Source organism: Variovorax sp. 160MFSha2.1, from assembly GCF_048305075.1.
Taxonomy (GTDB): Bacteria; Pseudomonadota; Gammaproteobacteria; order Burkholderiales; family Burkholderiaceae_C; genus Variovorax; species Variovorax guangxiensis.
Genome location: NZ_CP157624.1, coordinates 1561878 through 1584522 on the forward strand (window position 1 = coordinate 1561878; position 22645 = coordinate 1584522).

General features: G+C 69.3%; 20 protein-coding genes. 12 read left to right on the forward strand and 8 right to left on the reverse strand.

Going from position 1 to position 22645, the window contains the following annotated elements; translation table 11 throughout:
* Window positions 1–153 precede the first annotated feature (153 nt).
* The 4 genes from ABL838_RS06675 to ABL838_RS06690 all read right to left on the reverse strand — a co-directional run bounded on the left by ABL838_RS06675 (window position 154) and on the right by ABL838_RS06690 (window position 5167).
* The gene (locus tag ABL838_RS06675) at window positions 154–1302 is read right to left on the reverse strand and encodes a diguanylate cyclase domain-containing protein (RefSeq protein ID WP_418124777.1); all 1149 of its coding nucleotides are present in this window, start codon (window positions 1300–1302) and stop codon (window positions 154–156) included.
* A gap of 149 nt (window positions 1303–1451) precedes the next feature.
* Window positions 1452–2303: an SDR family NAD(P)-dependent oxidoreductase gene (locus ABL838_RS06680; RefSeq protein ID WP_418120443.1), complete on the reverse strand. Its 852-nt coding sequence runs from the start codon at window positions 2301–2303 to the stop codon at window positions 1452–1454.
* Window positions 2304–2480: 177 nt separating this feature from the next.
* Window positions 2481–4202, reverse strand: a complete 1722-nt coding sequence (gene recJ, locus ABL838_RS06685; protein ID WP_418124778.1) for a single-stranded-DNA-specific exonuclease RecJ — start codon at window positions 4200–4202, stop codon at window positions 2481–2483.
* Window positions 4199–5167, reverse strand: a complete 969-nt coding sequence (locus ABL838_RS06690) for a hypothetical protein (RefSeq protein ID WP_418124779.1) — start codon at window positions 5165–5167, stop codon at window positions 4199–4201. Before ABL838_RS06690 ends, recJ begins: the two co-directional genes overlap by 4 nt.
* A gap of 55 nt (window positions 5168–5222) precedes the next feature.
* Between ABL838_RS06690 and ABL838_RS06695 the strand changes: the two genes are divergently transcribed.
* The gene (locus ABL838_RS06695; RefSeq protein ID WP_132796925.1) at window positions 5223–6479 is read left to right on the forward strand and encodes a lipoprotein-releasing ABC transporter permease subunit; all 1257 of its coding nucleotides are present in this window, start codon (window positions 5223–5225) and stop codon (window positions 6477–6479) included.
* Entirely contained in the window at window positions 6472–7233 is a 762-nt protein-coding gene (gene lolD, locus ABL838_RS06700) for a lipoprotein-releasing ABC transporter ATP-binding protein LolD (RefSeq protein WP_418124780.1), read from the forward strand. Before ABL838_RS06695 ends, lolD begins: the two co-directional genes overlap by 8 nt.
* Window positions 7234–7268: 35 nt before the next feature.
* On the opposite strand, the gene ABL838_RS06705 is transcribed toward lolD, so the two are convergent.
* Window positions 7269–8042, reverse strand: a complete 774-nt coding sequence (locus ABL838_RS06705; protein ID WP_418124781.1) for a sigma-70 family RNA polymerase sigma factor — start codon at window positions 8040–8042, stop codon at window positions 7269–7271.
* Between the two features lie 109 nt (window positions 8043–8151).
* Between ABL838_RS06705 and ABL838_RS06710 the strand changes: the two genes are divergently transcribed.
* Window positions 8152–8748 (forward strand): ATP-dependent Clp protease proteolytic subunit, encoded by a 597-nt coding sequence (locus ABL838_RS06710; RefSeq protein WP_418125839.1) that lies wholly within the window; start codon window positions 8152–8154, stop codon window positions 8746–8748.
* Here ABL838_RS06710 and ABL838_RS06715 read toward each other — a convergent pair whose 3' ends face one another.
* Window positions 8749–9138, reverse strand: a complete 390-nt coding sequence (locus ABL838_RS06715; protein WP_093196278.1) for a RidA family protein — start codon at window positions 9136–9138, stop codon at window positions 8749–8751. It abuts the gene before it with no gap.
* Window positions 9139–9345: 207 nt separating this feature from the next.
* On the opposite strand from ABL838_RS06715, the gene ABL838_RS06720 reads away from it, so the two are divergent.
* Genes ABL838_RS06720 through ABL838_RS06760 form a run of 9 tightly spaced genes read left to right on the forward strand, consistent with a single transcriptional unit; the run spans window position 9346 to window position 19755 of the window.
* Complete coding sequence (locus tag ABL838_RS06720; RefSeq protein ID WP_418124782.1) at window positions 9346–10920, forward strand: ABC transporter substrate-binding protein; 1575 nt, start codon at window positions 9346–9348, stop codon at window positions 10918–10920.
* A 38-nt stretch (window positions 10921–10958) separates the two neighbouring features.
* The gene (locus tag ABL838_RS06725) at window positions 10959–12218 is read left to right on the forward strand and encodes a lactonase family protein (protein WP_418124784.1); all 1260 of its coding nucleotides are present in this window, start codon (window positions 10959–10961) and stop codon (window positions 12216–12218) included.
* 11 nt (window positions 12219–12229) lie between these two features.
* The gene (locus ABL838_RS06730) at window positions 12230–13171 is read left to right on the forward strand and encodes an ABC transporter permease (RefSeq protein WP_418125840.1); all 942 of its coding nucleotides are present in this window, start codon (window positions 12230–12232) and stop codon (window positions 13169–13171) included.
* Window positions 13172–13176: 5 nt separating this feature from the next.
* Complete coding sequence (locus tag ABL838_RS06735) at window positions 13177–14016, forward strand: ABC transporter permease (RefSeq protein WP_093196271.1); 840 nt, start codon at window positions 13177–13179, stop codon at window positions 14014–14016.
* Between the two features lie 2 nt (window positions 14017–14018).
* A complete protein-coding gene (locus ABL838_RS06740; RefSeq protein ID WP_418124785.1) occupies window positions 14019–15062 on the forward strand; it encodes an ABC transporter ATP-binding protein in 1044 nt (347 codons plus the stop codon).
* Entirely contained in the window at window positions 15059–16057 is a 999-nt protein-coding gene (locus ABL838_RS06745; protein ID WP_418124786.1) for an ABC transporter ATP-binding protein, read from the forward strand. The genes ABL838_RS06740 and ABL838_RS06745 overlap by 4 nt, the downstream gene beginning before the upstream one ends.
* Complete coding sequence (locus ABL838_RS06750) at window positions 16054–17355, forward strand: amino acid deaminase (protein WP_418124787.1); 1302 nt, start codon at window positions 16054–16056, stop codon at window positions 17353–17355. Before ABL838_RS06745 ends, ABL838_RS06750 begins: the two co-directional genes overlap by 4 nt.
* A gap of 10 nt (window positions 17356–17365) precedes the next feature.
* Window positions 17366–18277, forward strand: a complete 912-nt coding sequence (locus tag ABL838_RS06755) for a MurR/RpiR family transcriptional regulator (protein ID WP_126023046.1) — start codon at window positions 17366–17368, stop codon at window positions 18275–18277.
* Complete coding sequence (locus ABL838_RS06760; protein WP_418124788.1) at window positions 18274–19755, forward strand: N-acyl-D-amino-acid deacylase family protein; 1482 nt, start codon at window positions 18274–18276, stop codon at window positions 19753–19755. The genes ABL838_RS06755 and ABL838_RS06760 overlap by 4 nt, the downstream gene beginning before the upstream one ends.
* 6 nt (window positions 19756–19761) lie before the next feature.
* Here the strand turns inward: ABL838_RS06760 and ABL838_RS06765 are convergent, their stop codons facing one another.
* Together ABL838_RS06765 and ABL838_RS06770 are read right to left on the reverse strand one after the other, a co-directional pair.
* Complete coding sequence (locus ABL838_RS06765) at window positions 19762–21012, reverse strand: lactonase family protein (RefSeq protein WP_418124789.1); 1251 nt, start codon at window positions 21010–21012, stop codon at window positions 19762–19764.
* Window positions 21013–21041: 29 nt separating this feature from the next.
* The gene (locus ABL838_RS06770; protein WP_418124790.1) at window positions 21042–22574 is read right to left on the reverse strand and encodes a BBE domain-containing protein; all 1533 of its coding nucleotides are present in this window, start codon (window positions 22572–22574) and stop codon (window positions 21042–21044) included.
* Between the last annotated feature and the right edge of the window lie 71 nt (window positions 22575–22645).

The following is a 22645-nucleotide window of genomic DNA, read 5'->3' on the forward strand; positions in this document are numbered from 1 at the left end:
GGCCTTGTTGCCGGGCGCGCGGGCAGTTCCTTCCGCTGGGTCGCCGCCGAGGATAAGGGGCCGGCGTGAAGGCTCGGCCGCCGCGCGGTGCCTGTCGGCAAGAAGATTTCGCTTTCCGCACCGGCCGGTGCGTGGCGGTTACGAAGAAACTATTCAGGAGGCGCGCCCGAGCTCGTTCGCGAAGACATAGGCAGGCCCCATGCGCTGCCGGTTGCAGTGCGCCAGCGCGCGTTCGGCCGCTTCCAGCAGGCCGGCGAGCGTGTCGCCGTCGCCGGGGTGGCAGGCGATGCCCATGCTGATTTCACCGCCCGCGAGCAGCCGGCCCTCGTGGGCCACCGGCCTCGCGCCGGCTGTCTCGATGCGGATCGCCATCTCGGCGAGCTTCTGCCGCGGCGGCATGCCGACCAGCAGGATCGCGAAGCTGTCGGGGCCGAGCCGGGCCACCATGTCGTCCGCGCGCACCTGCTCGCGCAGGCGCTGCGCGATGGCTGCCAGCACCGCGTCGCCGCCCGCCTGCCCATGCCGTTCGTACACGGCGTCGAAGCCGTTCAGGCCGATCAGCATCAGCGAGAAGCTGCGGTCCTCGCGCAGCCATTCCTCGCCGCGCAGCTCGAAGCCGGCTTCGCTGGCGGCGCCGGTGAGCGCGTCGATGCCGGGAGCGGCCATCAGGGCCTGTGCGCGTGCCTCCAGCGCCCTTTCATCGCGGATGCGCGCGGCGGCGGCCAGGGCCAGCAGCGCGAGTTCGGCGATCACCGCGGCCTGCGCAAGGCTCGCGTGGCCCGGCGTCCACGGCTGCGCGCCCCAGGCGGGGAGATGCGCGGCCGAGACGCCTGCAAGCATCAGCACCGCGCCCACGCAGAAGAGCAATGCGGGCCATGGCATGCGGCGGCGCACCGTCAGCGCGCCAACCGCGAGGAGCACGGTGGAGGCCGCCACCAGCGCCTGCAGCACGCGCAATATCCAGGGCAGGCGGGTGTCGATGGCGGCATGAATCGTCGCCACGGCCAGCGCGGCGAGCAGCCCGAGCGCGATGCGATCCAGGCGCGGCGCAAGCCGGTTCAGCCGCAGCAGCTGCCGCGCGAACGCCACCCGGCAGGCGGCCCACAGCGTCAGCGCCGACGCGGCCCAGTGCGCGAGGGAACTGCCGGGTGCGATGCGGTCCAGCCCCGCGAAGCCCGCCAGCGCAAAGCCGCAGGCCAGCACGTACCAGCCATGCATGCGCGCGTTGCCGGACACCAGCAGCAGCACGAGGCCGCAGACCATGAGGCCGGCCAGCAGGCCGAAGCTCATGCCGGTTTGCATGGGCGATGGTGGTTGGCTGCAACGGGGCGAGGGCTGGGCGGCATCCGGTCGGCTTCAGGCAGAAAGTCGGAAGAAAGTCGCCGATCGTAGCCGGGGCCGGCAGCGCCCGCGCAAGCCCTGCGTGCGGGCACGCAGGAAAGGGAGTCAGCTCAGACGAAGGGCCGGGCGTGCTGCTGTTGCTGCTGGTGCACTTCGCCGCTGCCGGGTTCGGCGATCCGCCGGTGCTGTTCGGCGAGGCGCGGCGCCGGCATCACGCGCGACAGCGCCACCTGCATCTTGTTGCGCCAGCCGGCGATCACGCCGCTTTCGCCGCGCATCATCGCGTCGAAACCGATGCGCGCTACCTCGGCCGGGTCGGCCTTGTCGCTCTGCCGGCCGACGCGCGTGTCGAGCATGTCGGCGCGCGCGAAGAAGTGGGTGTCGGTCACGCCCGGCATCAGGCAGGTGACCGACACGCCCGTGCCCTTGAGCTCGTTGCGCAGCGCCATCGCGAAGGAATCGATGAAGGCCTTGCTGCCGTTGTAGACCGCCTGGAAGCTGCCCGGCTGGAAACCCGCGATGGAACCGGTGATGAGGATGCGGCCCCAGCCCGCTTCGCGCATCCCACGGCCCACGCATTGCACGAGGTAGATGGTGCCGGTGATATTGGTGTTGATGACGTGCTGCACGTCATGGAAGTCCTGGTCCAGGAAGCCGTGGCCCAGCCCGTGCCCGGCATTGGCGAACAGCGCGTCCACGCGGCGGCCTTCGGTGGCGGCCAGCAGCGTGTCCACGCCGTCGCGGGTGGCGAAGTCGGCGCGCACCGAGAACACGTTGGCCCCGAGCATGCGCAGCTCGGTCTCGGCCTGCGACAGCGGCTCGTCGGCGCCGATCAGAAGGTCGTAGCCCCTGCGTGCCGCGAGCAGCGCGAGCTGGAAGCCGATGCCGGAGGAGGCCCCGGTTACCACGGCAAGGGGGCGCGTGTCGAGGCGAGGCGGCGGCCGGGTGTCTGTGGTCTGCATGTCGTTCTCCTTGAAGCCGGCGATGGAGTTCATCCCATCGCTCAAGTGGCTGAAGTGGTGGTTGTGTTTTTCCACCGTAGAACGACGACTCGGCGCATGCGTAGGAATCCGTCCCGACCGCGCGCGCGTCATCGCTTGCGAACGGGAACCCCCGGGACCTTCCGCTGGAACTTTCTTCTAGAACTCCGCGCCTTCGACCAGGAAGCGCAGCCGCCGCACCCCCTGCCACTCGTCCGCGTCGAGCCGGAACGCCAGCTTGACCTTCGGCGGCAGCGGCTCTGTGTGGCTGAACCACATCGCGTCGATGGGCTGGCCCTGGTGCCTGAGCTTGAGCGACAGGTGCTTCTCGCCCACCAGCCGCTGCGATACCACTTCCACTTCCTCGCTGAAGGTGGGCGGCGCGAAGCCCTGGCCCCACACCTCGCGATGCAGGGTGTCGACGAGGTCGATGCGCATGTACTCGCGCGCGATGGGGCCATCGGTCTCGATCTGGCGCGTGAGCGCCGACTCGGCCAGCAGCTCGCGCGCGACCTGCGCAAAGCCTTTTTCGAAAGTCTCGAAATGCTCGCGCGCCACGGTGCAGCCGGCCGCCATCGCGTGGCCGCCGAAGCGCAGCAGCACGCCCGGATGGCGCTTGGCCACGAGGTCGAGCGCGTCGCGCAGGTGGAAGCCCGGAATGGATCGGCCCGAGCCTTTCAGCTCCTGCTCCTTGCCCGGCGCAGCGCTCGCGGCGAAGACGAAGGTGGGGCGGTGGAAGCGGTCCTTGATGCGCGAGGCCACGATGCCGACCACGCCTTCGTGGAAGCCCGCGTCGAACACGCTGATGGCCGGCGGCGGCGCTTCGATGCCCTCGCCGTCGGCGGTGAACAGCGATTCGGCCAGAAGCAGCGCCTGGTCGCGCATGCCGCCCTCGATGTCGCGCCGCTCGCGATTGATGCCGTCGAGCATGCGCGCGAGTTCCTCGGCACGGCCCGCGTCGTCGGTCAGCAGGCATTCGATGCCCAGCGTCATGTCGGACAGCCGGCCCGCGGCGTTGATGCGCGGGCCGAGTGCAAAGCCGAAGTCGAAGGTGGTGGCCACGGACGCGTTGCGCCCTGCCGCCTTGAAGAGCGCGGCGACGCCGGCCGGCATCGCGCCCGCGCGGATGCGGCGCAGGCCCTGCGCCACGAGGCGGCGGTTGTTGGCGTCGAGCCGCACCACGTCGGCGACGGTGCCGAGCGCGACGAGCGGCAGCAGCGCATCGAGCTTCGGCTGCGTGGCCGTGTCGAACACGCCGCGCTGGCGCAATTCGGAGCGCAGCGCCAGCAGCACGTAGAACATCACGCCGACACCGGCGATGCTCTTGCTCTCGAAGCCGCAGCCGGGCTGGTTGGGGTTGACCAGCACGTCGGCCGAGGGCAACTCGGGACCGGGCAGGTGGTGGTCGGTCACCAGCACCTGCAGGCCGCGCGCCTTGGCGGTGGCCACGCCCTCGACGCTGGCGATGCCGTTGTCGACGGTGATGAGCATGTCGGCGCCGCTCGCGGCCACGCGCTCGGCAATGGGCGGCGTGAGGCCGTAGCCGTCGACCACGCGATCGGGCACGAGGTAGCTCACATTCTTCGCGCCCAGCAGGCGCAGGCCGCGCACGCCGACCGCGCAGGCGGTGGCGCCGTCGCAGTCGTAGTCGGCGACGATGCACAGGCGCTTGTCCTGCGCGATGGCGTCGGCCAGGAGCGCGGCGGCTTCGCGCGTGCCGTGCAGGGTGTCGGGGGGCAGCAGCAACGCGAGGCCGTCGTCCAGCTCTTCCTTGGCGCGCACGCCGCGCGCGGCGAAGAGGCGGGCCAGCAGCGGGTGCACGCCGGCCTGTTCCAGCGCCCAGACGGTGCGCGGCGGGATCTCTCTGGCTATGATTTTCATAGCGCCTCCAGCACGGTGGCTGCCTGCTTGCGCTCGAACAGGCTCTTCGCCCAGCGGGCCAGGCCGCGCGGCTGCACGGTGTAGCGCTGCGAGGCGCGGTCGCCGCACAGCGTCAGCGAGATGTCGCTGGCGCCGCGCGTGTACTCGGCGAGCAGGGCGGCGAGCGGGCCGGCGTCGAGCGCCTGCCAGGCGGCGGCCCAGCCGATGCCGTCGTCGCGCAGGGCTGCGATGCGCAGGGTGTCGTTCACGGTCGGCGCGGTGGCCGTTCCTGTTTCTTCCTTCCTGAGTGCGCCAGTGCCGGCGAGCCAGAAGGAATTGATGGGCGGCACGCCGCGCGCGGCGCGCTCGTCGTTCACGCGCTGGGTGTACAGCAGCATCTGCATTTCGTTCTGCAGCCGGCGCAGCGGCCGGGCGCTGTCGGCCAGCGGCGACCACTGCGAGACGGGGTGGCCCACCGCGCGGTCGATGGAGGCGGTGGCCAGCCCGTCGAAGATGCCGGCGCGCGCCAGCCAGCGGCCGGGCACGGGCGAGGCATGCAGCGCGATGCCGTCTTCCTCGAAGAAGGGGCGGGCGGCTTCCAGCAGCGCGGCCGATTCGGTGGCGTCGATCTCGATGGCGGCCGGATCGCCCAGCACCACGTCGTCGATGCCGACCTGCCAGTTGCACAGCGTGACCATGCCCCAGCCTTCGGTGTCGCCCGGCGCGGCGATGCCCAGCCGGCGCGCTTCGAGCGCGGCCCAGGGAATGCCTCCGTCGGGCGCGGCGATGCCTAGTGCTTGCGCCAGCGCGCGTTCATGCGGAGGCGAGCGCGTGCTTTCGTCCTGCGTGTCGGTGTCCGCGAGGGTCAGCCGCGAGAGCAGGCTTTCGAGATTGGGAAGCTGAAGAGTGGGCAGCGCAGCGCGGCATGACGGGGAACCGCGGCCGGCGAAGGGAATCAGTAATTGGCGTGGGGAGGTTTCGGCCATTCCCCTATTGTCCGGGAAGGCTCAGGGCCATCCGGGATGCCACAATTCCGACCCTATGCGACTCCCCTACGAACTGCAGCTTGGCTGGCGCTACACGCGCGCAGGCCGGGCGACGCGGCGCAACGGCTTCATCTCCTTCATCTCCGGTGTCTCGATGCTCGGCATCGCGCTGGGCGTGGCGGCGCTGATCATTGTGCTCAGTGTGATGAACGGCTTCCAGAAGGAAGTGCGCGACCGCATGCTCGGCGTGGTGTCGCACATCGAGATCTTCTCGCGCGACGGGCAGGCGCTGCAGCAGCTCGACCAGATCATGGCGGCGGCGCGCAAGCACCCCGAGGTGGTCGGCGCGGCGCCCTTCATCAACACGCAGGCGCTCATCGCGCGTGGCGAGGACATGAAGGGCACGCTGGTGCGCGGCATTGATCCGAAGCTGGAGCCCGAAGTCACCGACATCAACGGCATCGCCTCCAGGGGCACCTTCGACAAGCTGGTGCCGGGCCAGTTCGGCATCGTGCTGGGCGCGGAACTGGCACGCTCGCTCTTCGTGCAGCCGGGCGACCAGGTAACGCTGGTAGCGCCGGGCGGGCAGGTCACGCCGGCGGGCGTGGTGCCGCGCCTGAAGCAGTTCACCGTGGTCGGCACCTTCGACTCGGGCCACTACGAATACGACTCCGCGCTGGCCATGGTGCACGAGCAGGACGCCGCCAAGGTGTTCCGCCTCGAAGGCCCGACCGGCATCCGCCTGAAGCTCAAGAACCTCAACGAGGCGCGCGACGTGGCCGACCAGCTCGCCGTGACGCTGCCGGGCGAGTTCCTCATCCGCGACTGGACGCGCCAGAACAAGACCTGGTTCGCGGCCGTGCAGGTCGAGAAACGCATGATGTTCATCATCCTCACGCTGATCGTGGCGGTGGCGGCCTTCAACCTGGTGTCCACGCTGGTGATGACCGTGACCGACAAGCGCGCCGACATCGCCATCCTGCGCACCCTGGGCAGCTCGCCGCGCAGCATCATGGGCATCTTCGTGGTGCAGGGCGCGATGGTGGGCGTGATCGGCACCGTGGCCGGCCTGCTGCTGGGCCTGGGCATCGCCTACAACATCGACGTGATCGTGCCTTTCCTGGAGCAGCTCTTCCACGCGAGCTTCCTGCCGAAGGACATCTACCTGATCAGCAAGATGCCCAGCGATCCGCAGCAAAGCGACATCGTGCCCATCGCGATCATTTCCCTGGTGCTGGCCTTCGTCGCCACGCTGTATCCGAGCTGGCGCGCCAGCCGCGTGAACCCTGCCGAAGCCCTGCGCTATGAGTGAACTGACCCCCACGCTCGGCACTGTCGTGTCCTCGCTGCCCCCCGAGGGGGCCGCTATTGGCTTGGGGCGGCCCGGCGCCAATAGTGTTGTTCTGAAAGCCCGTGGACTGACAAAACGGTTCCACGAGGGCAGGCTCGACCTGACCGTGCTGCACGGCGTGGACCTCGATGTTCATGCCGGCGAAACGCTGGCCATCGTCGGCGCCTCGGGCTCCGGCAAGAGCACGCTGCTGCACCTGATGGGCGGGCTCGACGAGCCCACCGCCGGCAAGGTCGAGCTGCTGGGCAAGGACATCGCCCATGCCGACCCGGCCGAGCAGGGCCGACTGCGCAACCAGCACCTGGGCTTCGTCTACCAGTTCCACCACCTGCTGCCCGAGTTCAGCGCGCTGGACAACGTGGCGATGCCGCTGAAGATCCGCCGCACTGAGCCGCATGCGGCCGCGCAATCGGCGGCGAAGATCCTCGAGAGCGTGGGCCTGGGCCAGCGCCTGCACCACCGCCCGGCCGAACTCTCGGGCGGCGAGCGCCAGCGCGTGGCGATCGCGCGCGCGCTGGTCACGCAGCCGGCCTGCGTGCTGGCCGACGAGCCCACCGGCAACCTCGACCGCAGCACGGCCGATACGGTCTTCGAGCTGATGCTCGATCTCGCGCACAGGCACGGCACCGCTTTCGTGATGGTCACGCATGACCAGGATCTGGCGAAGCGGTGTGATCGGGTGCTGCAGCTGGTCGCCGGTCGGCTGGCGGGCTGATTCCCGGTTTTCTCCTTCCTCCGTTGGGGAAGGGGCTAATACAGGACTGCTTCAGGCTCTTCGTCCGCCTGTCTCGCATCGAGCGGCAAGACACACAGCACCTTTCCGCCCAGCGTCAGCACCAGCCCGAGCCGGCCGCCCAACTGCACGACCTGGCAGATGGTGCGCGGGGTGCGCGGCGTTCCGTTGGCTGCGCTCGCCGACGTTGCGAGGGCGCGCGCAGGCGGCTGCCGCAGCATCGCGAACAGCACCCGCGCATCGCAGTCCTGCAGCGCCTGCCGGTAGACGTGGAAGACCGCGTCCGGTGATCCGGCTTCGTCCTCGCTCTTGGGCTGGCGCAGCCGCAGCAATGCGCGATGCAGCTGCTGCCTGCAGGCCGTTTCCGTTCTGCCGCTGGCTTCGGCAATTTCCTTGAAGCTGGCTTCGAAGACTTCGCGCAGCAGCACCGCGGCGCCGTCTGCTGGTGACAACCTGCCGGCGATCAGGCTCAGCGCCCGCTCTATGGATTCGGCCTGCGCCGCCTCCGCTTCTGCCGACGGTGCCTCGGACGCAAGCCCTTCCGTATCCTTCAGCCACCGCTGCATCCAGCCATCGCGCCGCAGCCTGTCGATAGCGAGGTTCTGCATCACCGTTGTCAGCCAGGCCTGCACCGAAGCGGGCGCGGGCCCGTCGCCGGCCTCCAGCGCGCGCAGGTAGCTGTCCTGCACCACGTCCTCGGCGTCGGCCGAGGTGCCGAGAATGCGCGCCGCCGCGCGAACCAGCCGGCTTCGCAGCGCCGGGAATTGCGAGAGGTAGCGTTCATCGAGCATTGGCGCAGCTTGCCATAGCCCGGAATGTCACGAAACTGTGGGCTTGTTCGTCAAGACAGTTCAACCACAGACAGGAGCTTTCTTCATGCACGCCATGCCCATGTTCTCGATGGAATCCGAAGACGACACCAAGCCCGCGGCCACCGCCGAGCCGCGCAATTCCTACCTGGAAGAAAAAGCGTTCAAGTCGCGCACGCTGCTGATCTTCGGCGCCATCAGCGATTCGGTGGCCGCAGACGTCACGCGCCGGCTCATCGCGCTGGATGCCGACAGTTCCGACAAGCCCATCGACATCCTCGTGAGCTCGCCCGGCGGGCACCTGGAGTCGGGCGATGCCATCCACGACATCGTGCGCTTCATCAGCGCGCCGGTGAACATGATCGGCACCGGCTGGGTGGGCAGCGCGGCCACCCACCTGTTCCTGGCGGCGCCGCGCGAGCGCCGCGTGTGCCTGCCGAACACCCGCTTCCTGATCCACCAGCCCAGCGGCGGCGCGGGCGGCCAGGCGACCGACATTGCCATCCAGGCGCAGGAAATCATCAAGGCCCGCCAGCGCATCGCGCACGAGATCGCACGCGAGACCGGCAAGCCCATCGACGTGGTGCTTGCCGACATCGAGCGCGACCGCTGGCTGTCGGCCGAGGAGGCCGTGGAGTACGGGCTGGTCTCGCGCATCATCCAGCGCAAGACCGAGCTGCACGGCTGATCAGGCCTTGGGCTTGTAGGCCACCACGTCGATCTCGACGCGCGCGTCGACCATCAGCCGCGCTTCGGTGGTCGAGCGCGCCGGCTTGTTTTCACCGAAATAGCTCATGTAGATGCGGTTGAAGGCACCAAAGTCGCGCGCGTCCTGCAGCCAGCAGGTGCTCTTGCACACGTCGTCGAGGGTGGCGCCGGCCAGTGCGAGCACGGTCTTGATGTTCTCCATCACCTGGCGCGTCTGGGCCTCGATGCCGCCGGCCACGATCTCGCCTTCCTTGTTCACGGGCACCTGGCCCGACACGTAGATGAAGTCGCCGGCGCGCACGGCCGGGGAGAAGGGGCGGACCTGGCGGTCGGAGGCCAGGGGCGGGGCGCCGAGGTATTCGAGGGGCATGGGAACTCCTAGGTAGTGAAAGAAGGTAAGAAAAGGACTGGGAAGAGGGAAAACGAGCCGCGAGTATCCCTCTGATTTGAAAATCTATTTCAAAATAACCCCTGAACGAGGGTTAACACGGATGATTAGGCATGAATACTGCTTCAAAGTCCGGGCCAACGAGAAAATTTCTTTCACAAACCGGCCCGCCCCATGAAGGAGTTCCCCATGCCCCACGTCGATCTTGTCCAGCGCCTGCCCATGCTGTCGAAGCGCAGCCTGCTGGGAGCCTCCCTGCTCGCGATGCTGTGCGCCGCGCTGCCCCAGCAAAGCGCCCATGCCCAGGGCCCGCGCAACTTCGCCACGCTGGCGATGGTGGCGGAGCCGCAGACGCTCGACCCGATGGCCTCGACCGCCGACCTGGTCGGAACCATCATGCAGCACGTGTACGAGACGCTCTACACCTTCGACGCCAAGTGGAACGTGGTGCCGATGCTGGCCGAGGGCATGCCGAAGATCTCGGCCGACGGCAAGACCTACGCCATCACCCTGCGCAAGGGCGTGATGCTGCACAACGGCCGCGAACTCACGGCTGACGACGTGGTGGCCAGCCTGCAGCGCTGGATGGACCAGTCGCCGCGCGGCAAGGCCGTGGGCAAGGAAGTCGAGAGCCTCAAGGCCAAGGGTCCGCTGGCGGTCGAGGTGGTGCTGAAGGAGCCCTACGCGCCGCTGCTCTCGCAGTTCGCGCTGCCCAGCGGCATGGCGGCCATCATGGCCAAGGACTCCATCGCATCGCCGCTGAAGGACTTCGTCGGCACCGGCCCCTACAAGTTCAAGGAGCGCCGCCCCGACCAGTTCGTGCTGCTCACCCGCTTCGACAAGTACAGCGCGCGCAAGGAAGCCGCCAGCGGCTATGGCGGCAAGCGCGAGGCGGCCATCGAGGAGCTGCGCTTCGTGCCCGTGCCCAACGCCAGCACCCGCGTCGAGGGTGCGCTGGCCGGCCAGTACGACTTCGCCGACCTGCTGCCAGTGGAAGCGCTGCCGCGCCTGGAGAAGTCGGGCGGCAAGACCGTGCCGATCATGACGCCCTCGTTCGGCTTCCCGTACCTCGTGCTCAACACCAAGGAAGGCGTGGCCGCCAGCCAGCCGGTGCGCCAGGCGATCCAGACCGCGCTGGGCGAGGGCGAGATGCTCGCCGCCGGCTTCGGCGACACGCGCTTCTTCACGGCCGAGGCCAACCACTTCCCGAAGGGCTCGCCGTTCTACTCGGCCGCCGGCGCCGACCAGTACAACCAGCGCAACGCCGCCAAGGCCAAGGAAGCCGCCGCCAAGGCCGGCTACAAGGGCGAGCCGATCCGCGTGCTCACCAGCCGCCAGTACGACTTCCACTACAACATGGCGCTGCTGATGGCCGAGCAGCTCAAGCGCGCCGGCTTCAAGGTCGACCTCAACGTGGTCGACTGGGCCACGCTGGTGCAGCGCCGCAACGACGCCAAGCTGTGGGACATCTACGTCACCCACTCGGGCCAGTTCCCCGAGCCGATGCTCTCGCCGCCGCAGCTCGGCGACGGCGCGCCCGGCTGGTGGGATTCACCGGCCAAGAAGTCGGCGCTGCAGGCCTTCAACGTCGAGAGCGATCCTGCCAAGCGCGGCGCGCTGTGGGGCAAGGTGCAGCAGGTGGTGTACGACGAGGTGCCGTACATCAACGTCGGCAAGTTCAACGGTCTCTCCGCCAAGAGCCCGGCGCTGGACAACTACCAGCCCGCGACCTGGCCGTTCTTCTGGAACGCGAAGATCAAGTAAGCAGGCACGCAGCAAGCAAGCCAGCAAGGAACACAGCCATGCCATCGCGTCGCCAACTTCTGCAAGCCAGCGCACTGGCCTCCGGCCTCGGAGCCCTTGGCCTCACGGCCTCCACCGTTCAAGCGGCCACCTCGGGGCCGGTCTACGCCTACGTCGGCACCTACAGCGACGGCGGCAAGCCGTGGCGCGGCGGGCGTGGGCAGGGCGTGCACCAGTTCGTGCTCGACAGCGCCACCGGTGCGCTCAAGCCCATCCCCGGCGCGCCGGCTGCCGTGGCGAGCACGGGCGAGGGTGCGAAGCTGCGCAACCCTGCCTCGCTCGCGCGCCACCCGAAGCTGCCGATGCTGTATGCGGCCAACGAGTTCGAGGCCGGCTCGGTTTCGGCCTTCCGCATTGGCGCCGACGGCGCGCTGAGCTTCGTGTCCGAGACGCCCTGCGGTGGCAAGGACCCGGCCTACATCAGCGTGCACCCCGACGGCCGCTTTCTGTTCACCGCCAACTACGCGAGCGGCGACGTCAGCGTGCTCGCGCTGCGCGCCGACGGCACGCCCGACGCGAGCATCGCCGCCGTCGTCTACAAGGACGTGGATGCCTGCGGCGCGGGCACGCCCTGCAAGCCCGGCGCCGACGTGGTGCCGGCTGCCGCGCGTTCGCACGAAGGCTTCGCCACCAGCGACCACGACGGCCCGCACGCGCACATGGTGCATGCCGACCCGAAGGGCAACTTCGTGCTGGTGGCCGACCTGGGGCTCGACCGCGTCATCTCCTATCGCTTCGACCGCATCACCGGCGTGCTGAGCCAGCCCAGCACGGTGGCCGTGTCGGAAAGCTCGGGCGCGCGCCACTTCGTGTTCCATCCGAACGGAAAGTGGTTCTACCTGGTGAACGAAGAGGCCTCGACCATCGCCTTCATGCGCTACGACAACGCCACCGGCGTGCTCGCGCTGGTGAGCGAGACCTCGGCGCTGCCCAAGGGCTTCAAGGGCACCAGCTACGCATCGGGCATCCGCATGCTGCCCGACGGCCAGCACTTCGTGTCGCTCAACCGCCTGCACGACTCGATCTCCATCTTCAAGGTCGACGCCCGCACCGGCGCGCCCACGCTGGTGCGCGAGGAATGGTCGCGCGGCAACTACCCGCGCAGCTGCACGCTCGACCCGAGCGGGCGCTTCCTCTACGTTTGCCACAACAAGCAGGGCGACAACGTGACCGTCTTCCAGGTGAAGGGTGGCGACATCAGGTTCACCGGCCAGTACGTTGCGGTCGGTTCCGCCGCCGCCATCGAGTTTTCCGCGTGATGAAGAAATCGCTGTTCCGCTACATCGCCTCCCGCGCCGCGGGCATGCTGATCGTGCTCGCCATCGTGGCGGTACTGGTCTTCGTGCTCACGCGCGCCGCTTCGGGCGACCCGGTCTCGGTGCTGCTGGGCGACCAGGCCACCGCGGCCGACATCGCCCGCGTGCAGAAGGAGTACGGCCTCGACAAGCCGCTGCCCGTGCAGTTCGGCTACTGGCTGCGCGAGGTGCTCCAGGGCAATCTCGGTCAGTCCATCTTCCTGCAGCGCCCCGTGACGCAGGCGCTGTGGGAGCGCTCCGAACCCACCACGCTGCTCGCGCTGATGGCCGTGGCCATCGCGGCGCTGATCGGCGTGCCATGCGGCATCGTCTCCGCCGTGTTCCGTGGGCGCGTGGTCGACCAGCTCTTCACCGGCATCGCGATGCTGGGCGCGAGCATCCCGAGCTTCTGGCTGGGCATCGTACTGATCCAGATCTTCGCGGTTTCATTCGGCTGGTTCCCGGTTTCGGGCTACGGCGCGCCCGATGCGCCATTCGCCGAACGGCTGCACTCGCTGGTGCTTCCGGCCACGGTGCTGGGCCTGCTGAATTCGGCGCTCATCATCCGCTTCACGCGCGCCTCGATGCTCGACGTGCTGGGCGAAGACTATGTGCGCACCGCACGCTCCAAGGGCCTGAGCGAAAGCACGGTGGTGCTCAAGCATGCGCTGCGCAATGCGCTGGTGCCCATCGTCACGGTGATCGGCCTGACGGTCGCGCTGATGATCGGCGGCGCGGTCATCACCGAAACCGTGTTCGGCCTGCCCGGCGTGGGCAACCTCGTGGTGAGCGCGGTGCTGCGGCGCGACTACCCTGTCATCCAGGGCGCGCTGCTCGTGATCGCCGCGATCTACGTGCTCATCAATTTCTCCATCGACCTGCTGTACGCGGTGGTCGACCCGCGCGTGAAGGTCTGAGAAAAATGCAGATGCCCCGAATGCTCCGCCAGCTGATGCACAGACGCATCGTGATGGTGTCCGCGCTGGTGCTGCTCGTGATCGCGGTGCTCGCGATCGGCGCGCCGTTGTTCGCCTCCATCGACCCCAACGACACGGCCGTGCTGGAGCGCCTGAAGGCGCCCAGCGCCGAGCACCTGCTCGGCACCGACGAGCTCGGCCGCGACCTCTATTCGCGCATCGTGCACGGCGCGCGCTACTCGCTGGCCATCGCCGCGCTCACCGCGCTGGGCGCCGTGATCGCCGGTACCGTGCTGGGCCTGATGGCGGGCTTCTTCCGCCGGCTCGATGCGCCGCTGATGCGCGTGGTCGACGCGATGATGTCCTTCCCTGACATCCTGCTGGCCATCGCGCTGGTGGCCATCCTCGGGCCCTCGCTGGTCAACACCGTGCTTGCGCTGGTGCTGGTCTACACGCCGCGCGTGGCGCGGGTGGTGCGGGCCTCGACGCTGGTGGTACGCGAGCTGCTGTTCGTGGAGGCCGTGCGCGCGCTGGGCGTGCGCACCTCGCGCATCCTTTGGCGGCACATATTGCCGAATCTGATGTCGCCGATCCTGGTGCAGGTGTCGTTCATCTTCGCCTACGCCATCCTGGCCGAGGCGGGCTTGTCGTTCCTTGGCGTGGGCGTGCCGCCCGAGATCCCGACCTGGGGCACCATGGTCGCGGGCAGTCAGCAGTACGCGCACCAGGCCTTCTGGGTGGTGCTGTTCCCGGGGCTCGCGATCATCTTCACGGCGCTGTCGCTGCAATTGCTGGGCGACGGCGTGCGAGACCTGCTCGACCCCAAGCTGAAGAAGGGCGCCTGACCATGACGACCGCCAACAACAACCAGACCCCACGCCTCACGGTCAGCAACCTGAGCACCAGCTTTCCCACCGAGGACGGCCTGGTGCGCTCGGTGGCCGACGTGAGCTTCTCGATCCAGCCCGGCAAGACGACGGCGCTGGTCGGCGAGTCGGGCTCTGGCAAGTCGGTCACCAGCCTCACGCTGATGCGCCTGTTGCCCAAGACGGCCAACGCGCAGGTCAGCGGCAGTGCTTCCTTCGTGACGCGCGAGGGCAAGACGCTCGACCTGCTGCAGATCGGCGAGCGCGAGATGCGCTCGCTGCGCGGCAACCAGCTGTCGATGATCTTCCAGGAGCCGATGACCAGCCTGAACCCGGTGTTCACCATCGGCGAGCAGATTGCGGAAAGCGTGCGCCTGCACAAGGGGCTCGACCGCAAGGCGGCGCTGGCGCATGCGCAGCGCATGCTGGAGCTGGTGGAGATCCCGGCGGCGGCGCAGCGCATCCACGAGTATCCGCACCAGCTTTCGGGCGGCATGCGCCAGCGCGCGATGATCGCGCTGGCCATGGCCTGCGACCCGACGCTGCTGATTGCCGACGAGCCCACCACCGCGCTCGACGTGACCATCCAGGCGCAGATCCTCGAACTCATGCGCCGGCTGCAGGCCGAAACGGGCATGAGCATCCTGTTCATCACGCACAACCTCGGCGTGGTCGCACACCATGCCGACGACGTGGTCGTGATGTATTCGGGCCGCGTGGTCGAGAGCGCGCCGGTGCGGCCGCTGTTCGCGCAGCCCGAGCATCCGTACACGCAGGGCCTGCTGGCCTGCCTGCCGGGCAAGGCGCGCCAGCCCGGCCAGCCCAAGCCCAAGCGGCTGTTCGCGATTCGCGGGCAGGTTTCGAGCCCGCTGGCGCCGCCGCCGGGCTGCGCCTTCGAGCCGCGCTGCGACCTGGCGCTTGCCGAATGCAGCGCCGCGATGCCGCCGCTGCTGGACATCCGGCAGGGCCGCCAGGCGCGATGCGTACGCGTGCAGCCCGACCAAACACTCGCGAGGGCCGCATGAGCGCCGTTGTTTCCTCTTCTTCCTCTTCCGCGCCCCTCATCGAAGTCCGCGGACTCAAGAAATACTTCGGCAGCAGCGACCGCCCGGTGCGCGCCGTCGACGACGTGTCCTTCGCGATCCAGCCCGGCGAAACGCTGGGCCTGGTCGGCGAATCGGGCTCGGGCAAGAGCACCATCGGCCGCACCGTGCTGCGCCTGCTCGAACGCACCAGCGGCCAGGTGTTCTACCGGGGCGACGACATCGGCGAGCTCTCGGCCGAGCGCATGCGCAGGCTGCGCAGCAAGCTGCAGATCATCTTCCAGGACCCGTACGCCAGCCTGAACCCGAAGATGCGCATCAGCGCGATCCTCGGGGAGGCGTTGTCCACGCACGGCCTGCACAAGGGCGCGGCGGCGCGCGACAGGCGCATTGCCGAGCTGCTCGAAACCGTGGGCCTGCGCGCCGAGCACGCCAACCGCTTCCCGCACGAGTTCTCGGGCGGCCAGCGCCAGCGCATCGGCGTGGCGCGCGCGCTCGCGGTGGAGCCCGAGTTCATCGTGGCCGACGAGCCGCTGTCGGCGCTCGACGTGTCGATCCAGTCGCAGGTCATCAACCTGCTGGCCGACCTGCGCGAGCGGCTGGGCCTGACGATGCTCTTCATTTCGCACGACCTCGACGTGGTCGAGTACCTGTGCGACCGCGTGGTGGTGCTCTACCTCGGCAAGGTGATGGAAGTCGCCAGCACCGAGGAACTGTTCGCGCGCCCCTCGCACCCCTACACCCGCGCGCTGCTGGCCGCGAGCCCCAAACCCGACCCGGAGATGACGACCGAGCGCATCGCGCTCAAGGGCGACATCCCGAGCCCCATCGCGCCGCCCTCGGGCTGCGTGTTCCGCACGCGCTGCCCGCACGCCATCGAGGCCTGCGCGCAGACGGTGCCGCCGCTGGAAGAGATTTCGGCAGGACACTACAGCGCCTGCATCCGCAAAGAACTGCTATCAAACATTGCCGCATGACCATGACTGCCGCCACCGATTTCACCGACCCGCTGCTGGGCAGCAATTTCAAGGGCTATCCGCGCACCGCCGCGCCGCGCCGCCGCAGCGAGATCGGCAGCGCCGGCTGGAACGTGCTGGCCGGAGACCTGCCGCTGCCGCTGGCCGTGCTCAAGCGCGAGGCGCTCGAACACAACCTGGCGTGGATGCAGTCGCGCGTGCGCGAGTGGGGCATCGACCTCGCGCCGCACGGCAAGACCACCATGTCGCCGCAGCTCTTCCGGCGCCAGCTCGACGCCGGCGCCTGGGGCCTGACCTTCGCCACCGTCACGCAGCTGGCCGTGGGCGTTGCGGCCGGCGCGCGCCGCACGCTCATCGCCAACCAGGTGGTGAGCGACGAGGACCTGGCCGGCATCCAGATGCTGCTGAGCGAGCATGCCGACCTGCGCATCGTGTTCCTGGTGGATTCGCTGGCGCAGCTCGCGCTCATCGAGGACTGGTCGGCGCGTCACCCGGCAAGCGTGCCCTTCGACGTGATGATCGAGATCGGCGTGGACGGCGCGCGCACCGGCTGCCGCACGCACGAGGAAGCCGTGGCGCTGGCCACGCGGCTGCGCGCCAGCGAGGCCGTGCGGCTCGTGGGCATCGAGTGCTACGAAGGGCAGGGCGCCACCGGCCAGAGCGAGCCCGACACAGCCTACGCCAAGGCGCTGATGGACCGCGTGGAAGCCGTGGCCCGCCACTGCGACGAGAACAAGCTTTTCGAGACCGACGAGGTGCTGGTCTCGGCCGGTGGCTCGGCCATCTTCGACCTCGTGGCCGGCCGGCTCAAGCCCGCGCTGGGCGCGCCGGTGCGCGGCCTGCTGCGCTCGGGCTGCTACGTGACGCACGACCACGGCTTCTACAAGCGCATGGTGAGCGCGGTGGACGAGCGCCTGGGCTGTAACTGCGGCGAGAGCCTGGTGCCGGCGATGGAAGTCTGGGCCACCGTGCAGTCGCGCCCCGAACCGGGCCTGGCGATCCTGGCGGTGGGCAAGCGCGACATCTCCTTCGACCTCTCGCTGCCCGTGCCCATCGCGCGCGCGGCGCGCGGCGTGCTGCAGCCGCAGGGCGTGCCCGCGGGCTGGAAGATCACCGCGCTGAACGACCAGCACGCCTACCTGCGCTGGGAAGCGAACGAGGAAGCCGAGGCGCCCAAGGTCGGCGACCGCGTGGGCCTGGGCATCTCGCACCCCTGCACCACCTTCGACAAGTGGCACTGGATGCCGGTTGTCGAGCAGGACTACCGCGTGAGCGACGCGGTGGCCATGCACTTCTGATTGCGTTGCGATGACCCCCTCACTGCTCCAGAAGATCGCGGACATCCGCAGCGACGCCCCGGCGACGCGGCGCGCGATTCTCGACCTGATCCTCGAAGACCCCGACCGCGTGCTCGAAGAAAGCTTCGAGCAGCTGGCCGAGCGCTCGCGCAGCTCGGTGCCCACCATCATGCGCACCTGCCGCGACCTCGGCTTCGCGGGCCTGCGCGAATTCAAGCTCGCGCTGGCGCAGGAGCTCGCGCTCGGCGGCTCGCCGCTGCACCGCCGCGTGAACATCGAGGACGCGGCCGACGAAGTGGTCGGCAAGATCGCGCGCAGCGCCGCGGCCTCGGTCTCTGGCGTGCGCGGCCAGCTCGACATGCAGGTGCTCGACGGCGCCGTGGCGGCCATCGCGGCGGCACCGCATGTCGACCTGTACGGCGCGGGCGCCACCTCGTGGTTCATGGCCAACGACCTGCAGGCGCGGCTCTTCCGCCTGGGCCTCTCGGCCAACGCCTGGGCCGACTACCACCTGCAGCAGGTGGCCGGCGCGGCGCAGCGCCCGGGCGGCGTGGTCATCGCCATCTCGCACGTGGGCGGCATGCCCTCGCTGCTCGACGCGGTGGACATCGCGCGCGGCCAAGGTGCCAAGGTGGTCGCGCTCACACGGCCAGGCACGGCGCTCGCGGCCAGGGCCGACTTCCTGCTGGGCCTGTCGGTGCCCGACGACGCGGTGATGCACGTGGGCATCGACGCCTACCTCACGCACCTCACGGTCATCGAGATCCTCACCGTGCTGGTGGCCCAGCGTCGCGGCGAGCCCGCGGTTCAGCGCCTGCAGCGCGCGCGCGAGGCCTTCCAGCGCCATGGCATCGACGCCACCACGCATCCGCTGCAGAGCTGGGACGGCGGCGGGGTCAACGACGGAGGGAGCGCATCGTGAGCGAAGACAACGGCAAGGCCATCCTGCTCGAGGCGGGCCTGGTGGTCGACGGCTCTGGCGGACCTTCGTGGCCCGGCGACGTGCTGCTGCAGGGCGACCGCATCGTCGCGCTCGGCGAGGGCCTGCGCGACCGGCTGCCGCAAGGGCTGGCGCTGGCCGACGTGGAAGTCGTCGACTGCCGCGCGAAGGTGATCGCCCCCGGCTTCATCGACGCGCACACGCACGACGACGCCATCGTGCTGCGCGACCCGTTGTGCCTGCCCAAGGTGTCCCAGGGCATCACCACGGTGGTGACGGGTAACTGCGGCATCTCGCTCGCGCCGTACCGCACGCCGCAGTCGCTGCCGCCGCTCACGCTGCTGGGCGCAGACTCGTTCAAGCACGCGACCATGGCCGAGTACCGCGCGGCCGTCGATGCGACGCAGCCCGCGCTCAACGTGGCCGCGCTGGTGGGACACACCACGCTGCGCTTCGCTGCCATGCAGGCGCTGGACCGTCCGGCCAGCGCCGATGAGCTGGCGCGCATGGAGGCGCTGCTCGACGGCTGCATGGCCGACGGGGCGCACGGCATGTCCTCGGGCCTGTTCTACGAAGAAGCCTTCGCGGCGCCCGCCGAAGAGGTGACCGCGCTGGCACGCGTGGTGAGTCGCCACGGCGGCGTCTACGCCACGCACCTGCGCAGCGAGATGCAGCAGATCATCGAGGCGCTGCACGAGGCTGGCGACTGCGCCTTCGAGGCCGGCGTGCCGCTGGTGATCTCGCACCACAAGTGCGCCGGCCCCGCCAACTGGGGCCGCACGAAGGAGACGCTGCCGCTGATCGAATCGCTCGCGCAGCGCCAGAAGATCGCGATGGACGTGTACCCCTACGTGGCCGGTTCCACCGTGCTGCGCGAGGACCTGGTGGACGGCGTGATCGACGTGCTGCTGACCTGGTCCGACCCGCATCCGGAGATGACGGGGCGGCTGGTGTCCGACATCGCGCGCGAATGGGGCGTGAGCGAGCAGGAGGCCTGCCTGCGGCTGAAGCCCGGCGGTGCCTGCTACTTCCAGATGCAGGAGGAAGACGTGGAGCGCGTCATCGCGCATCCGCTCACCATGATCGGCAGCGACGGCCTGCCGCATGACCGGCATCCGCATCCGCGCCTGTGGGGCGCTTTCCCGCGCGTGTTCGCGCGCTACTGGCGCCAGCGCCGGCTGTTCACGCTGGAGCAGGCGGTACACAAGATGACCGGCATGACCGCGCGCAACCTGCGCATCGCCGACCGCGGCCTGCTGCGCGCCGGCACCATGGCCGACGTGGTGGTGTTCGACCCCGAGACCATCGCCGACACCGCCACCTACGACAAGCCGCACGGCGTGAGCCTGGGCGTGGAGCGCGTGTTCGTGAACGGCGTGCTGGCCTATCGCGGCGGCGAGGCCGAGGCACGCGTGCTTGCGCGCGCGGGGCGGATGCTCACGCGGGGCAGCGCGAGCTAGCTCCGGTCAGGCGAACACCAGGCAGACCGGCGTCGGCACCTGCGCCACCTGCACCGGCTGGTCGAGCCGGCCGGTGGCGGGGTCGATGCGCAGACGCAGGATGGTGTCGCCCTTCTGGCTCAGCGCGTAGAGGTGCTTGCCATCAGGCGCGACGGCCAGCGCGCGCGGAAAGCGCAAGCCCTCGCTCCAGTGCTGCAGCGGCGTCAGGTTGCCGCTCGCGGCATCGATGCGGAACACGGCGATGCTGTCGGCCAGCGGATGCTCCGACTTCAGCCTGCGATTGCTCGCATAGAGGAACTGCCCCGAGGGATGCATCACCAGCGCAGCCGCGCTCTTCTGGCCGGTGTAGCCGTCGGGCAGGGTCGAGACGCGCTGCCGCTGCGCCCCGACAGCGCCGCTCGCCGCGTCGTAGCCGTAGCAGCTCACGGATGCATCGAGCTCACCCACCACGTAGAGATGGCGCTGCGACGGATGCAGCGCCAGGTGGCGCGGCCCGCTGCCGGCCTGCACGGCCGTGCGGCCGATGGGCGCCAGCTTGCCGTCCGCCAGCGTGAAGACGTTGATGCGGTCGCTGCCGAGGTCGGTCGCGAGCACGCGCCCACCCGAGGCATCGAACTGCACCATGTGCGGATGCGGCGATTCCTGCCGCTCGGTGTCGGGGCCGGAGCCGGTTTCCTTCTCGATGCCCGAGACCTTGCCGAGCGCGCCGTCGCTGCCGATGGGCAGCACGTTGTAGGCACCGCCGCCATACAGCGCTACCACCAGCGCCCGGCCGTCGGGCGACACGGCCAGGTGCGCCGGGATCACGCCCGAGAGCGACAGCGGCTGGCGGTTGACCAGCGTGAGCCGGCCGCTGCGCTCGTCGATGGCATAGGCCTCGGCAGTGCCGGTGGGCAGGCCCTGGTACGTGTCGATTTCGTTGATCGCGTAGAGGAAGCGCCGGTTCGGATGCACGGCCAGGAAGGACGGGTTCGCGCTTTCCACCGTCTGCAGCGGCGTCCAGCCTCCGTCCTGCATGGCGAGCACGTAGATGCCTTTCGAGGCCGGCCCGCCGGCGGTGCCGCCGGGAGCGTCGAAGGTGTAGGTGCCGACATAGGCGAAGCGGGGCGCCGGCCCGGCGGGCGCTTCCGCGGGCACGGCTGGGGCCGGGGCTTGTTGCGCATTGGCGGGCAGCACGGGCGAGAGCGCGCCGAGCGTGGATGCGCCGCCGAGCCATTGCATGACGGTGCGGCGGTTCTGGCCGGTCTGGGCTGTCATGGTGTCGTTCCTCTCTCGATCGGGCCTTGTCACGGACGCACCGACATCGCGTGGTGGAAGATGTTGTTCGGGTCGTAGCGGCGCTTCACCTTGCGCAGGAAGTCGTAGAGCCCCTGGTCGCCGTAGTAGAGCTGCGGCCAGAAGGGGTAGGCCAGCATGTCGTTGTCGGGGTAGTTGATGTAGCAGCCCTCGTAGCGCTCGCCGGGGTAGGGCGTGCCGGCGCGGCGCTCGGGCACGTCGGGCGTGCCGTACACGTCGCGGTAGAAGTCGCCGATCCAGCGCAGGTGGCCGGCGTCGTCCTTCGCGTCGCGCCAGTAGGTCTGGTACTGCAGCTTCATGATCGATGCGCGCTGCGGCACTGCGGTGTCGGCGATGCGCTCTGGTTTGTTGACGGCGCCGCCGTACGAATCGACCTGCAGCAGCGACTGGCTCAGGTCGACGCCGGCGATGGTGCGCGTGAGGTGCGTGTAGATGCGCTGCGCCTCGCGCGCGCTGAAGTTCTGCTTCATGTAGGCCGACTTGTACTTGCCGCGCTGGTTTTCGCCGGAGCCGTTGAGGTACTGCGTGGCGGTGAGCCAGTCGTAGCGCGTCACGGTGTGCGGCCTGGAGCACAGCAGCTGGCCCGCGTCGCGCTGCGGTGCCGGGCCCACGCCGGGCGGGCGGCCCTTGGCGGGCACGGGCGCGCAGGCGCGGAAGCGGTCGAGGAAGTCGTTGAGCACCGTCAGGTCGTTGCAGGTGCCGTCGGGGTTGCAGAACTGGGTGAGCATCACGATCTGGCCGGCCGAGCGGTGCGTGAGCTTCAGCAGCGAGAACATGCCCCAGGTGTCGGGGGACTTGCCGCGCGTGGCCCAGTAGTCGCCATAGGTGGTGAGCAGGGCGGTGAAGCGCTCGGGCGTCATGCTGGCCCAGTCGAAGGCCACCACCGCCAGCGCGACCTCGCGCGGCGCCGTGGGAAGTTTGTCGAACACGTAGCTGGTGATCGCGCCGAAATTGCCGCCGCCCGCGCCGCGGCAGGCGCGGAACAGGTCGGGGTCGCGGTCGGCGTCGACGGTGCGCGGCACCACCTTGCCGCGGTTGTCCACCGTGAGGATGTCCGCCGCAGAGAGCCAGTCGACCGTGAGCCCCTGCAGCCGCGACAGCAGGCCGTAGCCGCCACCGCAGATGTGGCCGCCCGCGCCCACCGAGTAGCAGGAGCCGCCGGGCAGGGTGACGTTGCCGCGCTTGTAGAGGTCGAGGTAGCCGGTCCAGTTCTGCGTGCCGGGGCTTATGCGGAAGCGGCCGTCGCCGCGGGCTGCGGCGCCGGCCTGGTCGAGCAGGCTCAGGTCGAGGATTGCGCCGTCGGGATTGTTGGAGACGAAATCCTCATAGCAATGCCCGCCGCTGCGCAGGGTGGGGCGCAGGCCCGCGTCGACGATGCGCTGCAGCGCGGAGGCCGCGTCGGCGGCGTTTTCCGCCAGCTCGATGCGGGAGGCGGCGTCCGTTTCCGTCGAGGGCCATCGCAGGTTGAAACCCTTCTTCAGGGTGTTGTAGCGGGCGTCCTGGCGTGTCACGGTGATGGTCATGGGCACCTTCCAACGGATGTCTTGCAACGGAGCTTTTGGTTTGTAGAAACGGCAAGGTTTGAAATGTTTTT